The sequence below is a fragment of the Pseudomonas sp. NPDC087612 genome (assembly GCF_044743505.1).
In the GTDB taxonomy this organism is placed as follows: Bacteria; Pseudomonadota; Gammaproteobacteria; order Pseudomonadales; family Pseudomonadaceae; genus Aquipseudomonas.
In genome coordinates this window covers 1-4,689 of record NZ_JBIUWO010000017.1, presented here as the reverse complement: position 1 = coordinate 4,689, position 4,689 = coordinate 1, and the positions used below count along the sequence as shown (strand labels likewise).

Annotated in this window: 6 protein-coding genes and 2 pseudogenes; 3 read left to right on the top strand and 5 right to left on the bottom strand. The window is 61.4% G+C overall.

Annotated features, from left to right (window positions below):
- Positions 1 to 124: 124 nt before the first annotated feature.
- A pseudogene (locus ACIOVF_RS26685) lies at positions 125 to 1,201 on the bottom strand (aminopeptidase); the annotation flags it as partial.
- A 66-nt stretch (positions 1,202 to 1,267) separates the two neighbouring features.
- On the opposite strand from ACIOVF_RS26685, the gene ACIOVF_RS26680 reads away from it, so the two are divergent.
- Positions 1,268 to 1,681 (top strand): hypothetical protein, encoded by a 414-nt coding sequence (locus ACIOVF_RS26680; protein WP_401293807.1) that lies wholly within the window; start codon positions 1,268 to 1,270, stop codon positions 1,679 to 1,681.
- Between the two features lie 53 nt (positions 1,682 to 1,734).
- Complete coding sequence (locus ACIOVF_RS26675) at positions 1,735 to 2,148, top strand: hypothetical protein (protein WP_401293804.1); 414 nt, start codon at positions 1,735 to 1,737, stop codon at positions 2,146 to 2,148.
- 3 nt (positions 2,149 to 2,151) lie between these two features.
- Here the strand turns inward: ACIOVF_RS26675 and ACIOVF_RS26670 are convergent, their stop codons facing one another.
- A complete protein-coding gene (locus ACIOVF_RS26670; protein ID WP_045200726.1) occupies positions 2,152 to 2,385 on the bottom strand; it encodes a DUF1161 domain-containing protein in 234 nt (77 codons plus the stop codon).
- A gap of 73 nt (positions 2,386 to 2,458) precedes the next feature.
- Positions 2,459 to 2,884: an OsmC family protein gene (locus ACIOVF_RS26665; protein ID WP_093377662.1), complete on the bottom strand. Its 426-nt coding sequence runs from the start codon at positions 2,882 to 2,884 to the stop codon at positions 2,459 to 2,461.
- Positions 2,885 to 3,070: 186 nt separating this feature from the next.
- Between ACIOVF_RS26665 and ACIOVF_RS26660 the strand changes: the two genes are divergently transcribed.
- Positions 3,071 to 4,075 (top strand): LLM class flavin-dependent oxidoreductase, encoded by a 1,005-nt coding sequence (locus ACIOVF_RS26660; RefSeq protein WP_401293801.1) that lies wholly within the window; start codon positions 3,071 to 3,073, stop codon positions 4,073 to 4,075.
- Positions 4,076 to 4,114: 39 nt separating this feature from the next.
- On the opposite strand, the gene ACIOVF_RS26655 is transcribed toward ACIOVF_RS26660, so the two are convergent.
- Together ACIOVF_RS26655 and ACIOVF_RS26650 are read right to left on the bottom strand one after the other, a co-directional pair.
- Complete coding sequence (locus tag ACIOVF_RS26655) at positions 4,115 to 4,342, bottom strand: DUF1161 domain-containing protein (RefSeq protein ID WP_045200732.1); 228 nt, start codon at positions 4,340 to 4,342, stop codon at positions 4,115 to 4,117.
- A 104-nt stretch (positions 4,343 to 4,446) separates the two neighbouring features.
- Positions 4,447 to 4,593: pseudogene (locus ACIOVF_RS26650) on the bottom strand (dodecin); the annotation flags it as partial.
- Between the last annotated feature and the right edge of the window lie 96 nt (positions 4,594 to 4,689).

Sequence of the window (4,689 nt, the reverse complement as noted above, 5' to 3'; positions counted from 1 at the left end):
GCCCCCGGCCCCAAACGCCCCCGGGGGGCCCCGGGCGGCTCTCCCCCCCGGGGGGGGGGGGGGGGGCCCCCCCCCCCCCCCCCCCCGGGGGGGGGGGGGGGGCCCACGACTCGACTTGCCCCGCAATGCTTTTCAGCGCCTGCTGACGCTGCTCAAGGGGTAGCCGCCCGAATGCTTCTACTCGCTGATAAAACACCTGCCAATCGCCGCCCACCTCGGCAAACAGCTGGGCAAACGCCGGCACCCACTGGTCGTACAGACCAAACGGCAACAACTTGGCATTGTTCATCGGCGCATTGATCCAGGCGTCATAGCGTCCGACACCGCCCCACTGGTTATCGCGCAAGGCCCGGTATTCACGGCGCAAGCGTTCGAATTCGGCCTGCTTGCCCGCACGCTTGGCGGGTTCGGTGAGCGGCGCCGCATACAACGCCTTGAGCCGTTCGCGACTGGCCAGGACCAGGGCGACGAACTGCTCGCGCTGTTGGCTGCCATCTTCGACCAGCGTTGGCAGGCCCCGCGCCGCGCGCCATTGGCGAGTGCCTTCCTGCTCGACAAAAGTGGCGAAGGACTCGTTGAACGCAGTGTCGTCCTGGACATAGACGCGTTGATGGGCCAACTCATGAAAGATCACCGTGGCCAGGCGTTCGTCGCCCCAGCCGAGCATAGAGCTGAGGATCGGATCGTCGAACCAGCCCAGGGTCGAATAGGCTTCGACACCGCCGACATAGACATCCAGCCCTTGTTGTTTCTGCAGCGCAGCCGCCCCGCGCGCGGCGCCCTGGTTGTAATACCCACGGTAGGCAACGCAGCCGGCAATGGGGAAGCAATGGGTCTGCGGCTCCAGCGACAACTCGGGTGTGGCGAATACGTTCCAGACCACGAAGGGCCGGCCGATATCGGCATAAACCCGATAGCTGCGGTTGTCCGGCAGCTTTAACTGCGCGCTGGCGAAGGCGCGAGCTTGCTCGGCGTGCAGCAACTGCTGGCGCAATTTACTGTCGGTGGCCGGGTCTGCTACCAGCTCGGCAACCGGCTGGCGCGCCCGCAACAGCTGCCACTGACCGCTGGCCAATTGCCCGTAGTAACTGACACTGGCACAACCGCTCAGCAGCCCGATGGCCAACAAGGGAACCAAGTAGCGAAAAAGACGGTCGAGTGCCCCATGACTTGAGCGCAACAAAAGAAATAGTCGAACCATTGGTGTCCTGTATCCGCTCAAGTACTCATCCGCTTCAAGACTATCCTGCCCGGCTGGAGTTTTGCCATGCGTACACTGCTCGTCGTCAGCACTGCTGTGCTTCTGTCCGGCTGCGCCGGCCTTCCTGCGCCTGACCCCAACCAGGCCTGGATCGACCTTGCCCCTGGTGAGGACGATACCTTGCACGCCGTCGAAGTAGACGAGCGCGCCTGGGCAGACAAACGCTATTTCGAAGTACCGCCAGGCAGCCATGAGCTGACCGTGCGTTATCTGTTTGCGGTTACGCCAAGCAATATCGGCCCGGTCGAAGAGCCACTGTGGCGCGATTGCCAGCTCAATGTGAAATTCAATGATTTCAGTGCCGGCCAGCGCTACCAGCTTGAAGCCGGTAGCATCGGCTTCCGCCCCTGGGCCAAGCTCTATGACGAACAGCGCAAAGTGGTCGGCAAAGGCCAGCCGGCGGGCTGCCAGCGTACCTAAAGGCGTGAATGGCGCTATGCTTATGCTTTGTAACCCGCACGTCGGAGTTCGCCATGCGCCAGCCTGTGATGCTGCTCGCAATCAGTACCCTTGGAGCTTGCGTTAGCCCCCTGCCACCTGTGGATAACAAACAGGCCTGGGTCGACCTCTACACCATCACGCCGGGCAAGACACTGATGGCCGAACGGCTCGATGGCAAACGCCTGACCGATGGCCGGTTCTTTCAGGTGACGCCCGGTGCCCACGAGTTGGTAGTGCGGTTCGACTACGAGATCTACTCCGGTGGATTCAGTACCGACCCGACCGAGCGCACCTGCTACCTGACCATCAAGTTCGCGAATTTCAAGGCCGGCCAGCGCTATCGCCTGGAAGCCCGGGCCCCGGCCATGCGGCCCAGCGCCTACCTCTATGATGCCCAGCGCAAGATGGTCGCCGAAGAGTCCAACGACGTCTTCTGCACCCCCTGAGGCCTAGCGATCATTCTTTTGGTAGATGATCTTCTTGGTGCCGCCTTCACAGCTGCCGACCACCATGTTCTGGTCGTGGACCTCGTCATTCTTGACGATTTCCAAGGTGTAGGAACTCACGTTGTTGGCCTGGATCTTGGCTTCGATCTCGGCCTTGAGCTCTTCACAGGGTTTCGGCGCGGCCAGCGCAGCGGTTGCCAGCAGCGAAGCCAGCACAGCGATTGCAACACGGATCATGGGACAGCTCCTTGTGGCGGCAGTCGTTCTACCGACCCTCATTTGACCACAAGAAGCGCGCCCCGGTTCTGCCTTAACTCAGCAGCGTCGCATCCAGGCTGATTTTCGCGTTGAGCACTTTCGACACCGGGCAACCGGCCTTGGCCTTGTTGGCAATCTCAAGAAACTGCGCTTCGCTAGCCCCGGGGACCTTGGCCTTGAGGATCAGGTTCACTGCGGTAATGGCAAAGCCATCTGGCAGTTTGTCGAGGGTCACTTCGGCGATGGTATCGATGCGCTCGGCGGTCAGGCCCGCTTCACCGAGCATCATTGACAGGGCCATGGAGAAGCAGCCTGCATGCGCCGCGCCAATCAGTTCCTCCGGATTGGTACCCGGCTGGCCTTCGAAGCGGGTATTGAAGCCATAAGGGTTCTGCTTGAGAGCGCCGCTTTCAGTGGAAAGCAGGCCCTTGCCATCCTTCAAGCCACCTTGCCAGATAGCTGATGCTGTCTTTTTCATAAAGCCTCCTGAGCTCCCTGGGGCGCGGGATATCGCGCCTTGCCTTAATTTCAGAGAGCCCTGACGCAGGCAAGTTCAGAAGGATTACAAGCCCCGGCATTGATTCCTGCAGATGTGCCCATACAGAGCTAGAAAGGCCGTTGGATTGTTTGCGGCCACTCGACTGCCCAGGAGGCGCCAACGCCCATGAAGCAACTTGCCGATATCAAGATTTCCACCCTCGACCTGGTGCCAGTACGCGCCGACAGCGGCCCGGCGCAGTCCCTGCGCAACTCACTGGACCTGGCGCAACACGTCGAGAAGTTTGGCTACAACCGCTTCTGGGTGGCCGAGCACCACAACATGGATGGTATCGCCAGCTCCGCAACCTCGGTGCTGCTCAGCTACCTGGCCGGTGGTACCTCAACCATTCGTGTTGGCGCCGGCGGGGTGATGCTGCCCAACCATGCGCCACTGGTGATCGCCGAACAGTTCGGCACCCTCGCCAGCCTGTATCCCGGGCGAATCGACCTGGGCCTGGGCCGCGCGCCGGGCTCCGATCAGCTGACTGCCCGCGCCCTGCGCCGCGAACGCTCGGGCAGTGCCGACGACTTTCCCGATGACGTCGAAGAACTGATGCGCTACCTGGGCCCGCGCACGCCGGAGCAGAAGGTCATTGCCGTGCCGGGTTACGGTACCGAAGTGCCGATCTGGCTACTGGGTTCGAGCCTGTTCAGTGCACAACTGGCCGGCATGCGCGGTTTGCCCTACGCCTTCGCCTCGCATTTCGCTCCACGTTACATGCACGAGGCGATTCGCGTGTACCGCAACCACTTCAAGCCCTCGGCGGTGCTCGACAAGCCTTATGTGATGCTTGGCGTACCACTGGTGGCGGCCGAGACCGATGAACAGGCCGACTACCTGGCCACCTCGGTGTATCAGCGCATCCTCGCCCTGATGCGCGGGCAGAGCCTTGTGCAACGCCCGCCAGTGGAGACCATGGACGGCCTGTGGCTGCCGCATGAGCGGGAAGCGGTGGGCAGCTTCCTGGGCCTGGCGATGGTCGGCAGCCCGCAGAAAATCCGCGCCAAACTGGAGGTGTTGCTGGAGCAGACCGAGGCGGATGAGCTGATCTTCACCTGCGACCTGTATGAGCATGCCGACCGCATACGCTCTTATGAGCTGCTGGCGCAGACAGTGCTGGGCAACTGAGGGCCCTATCGCGGGGCTTGCCCCGCGATGGATTCAACACTATCGCCCGCGCTTATAGACTATTTCCTTGGTGCCGCCTTCGCAGCTACCCACGACCTTGCCGTCTGCGGCAGCGCCTTTATCGACAATCTCCAGCGAATAGCCGCTGACACCCTTGGCGTCCAGCTTGGCTGCTATTTCACCCTTGAGCTCTTCACATGGCTTGCCGGCTGCCAGCGCAGTACCGGCCAGCGTCATCAAACCTATCGCTACTACCAACTTCTTCATCGATCGCTTTCCTTGTTCAGATCAAAATAGAGAAGGGCGCCAGGAAGGCCGGGCGCCTCAGGACTGTGTAACGCAATTGACCCGCACAAGCCAGTGTCGCCGCATCAGCTGTTGACGATGCGAAAGCCCACTTTGAGCGTGACCTGAAAATGCGCGGCCTTGTTGTCCTTGATATGGCCTCGGGTGTCGACCACTTCGAACCACTCAAGGTGCTTGATGCTCTTGCCTGCTTCGGCCAGGGCATTGTTGATCTGTAGTGGTCAACTAATCCCGGACACTGCGTTAAGTTTTTCTTCGGCAACAGCGGGCGCTAGCCCGCTGTTGAACTGATGCGGTCGCTGCCAGTT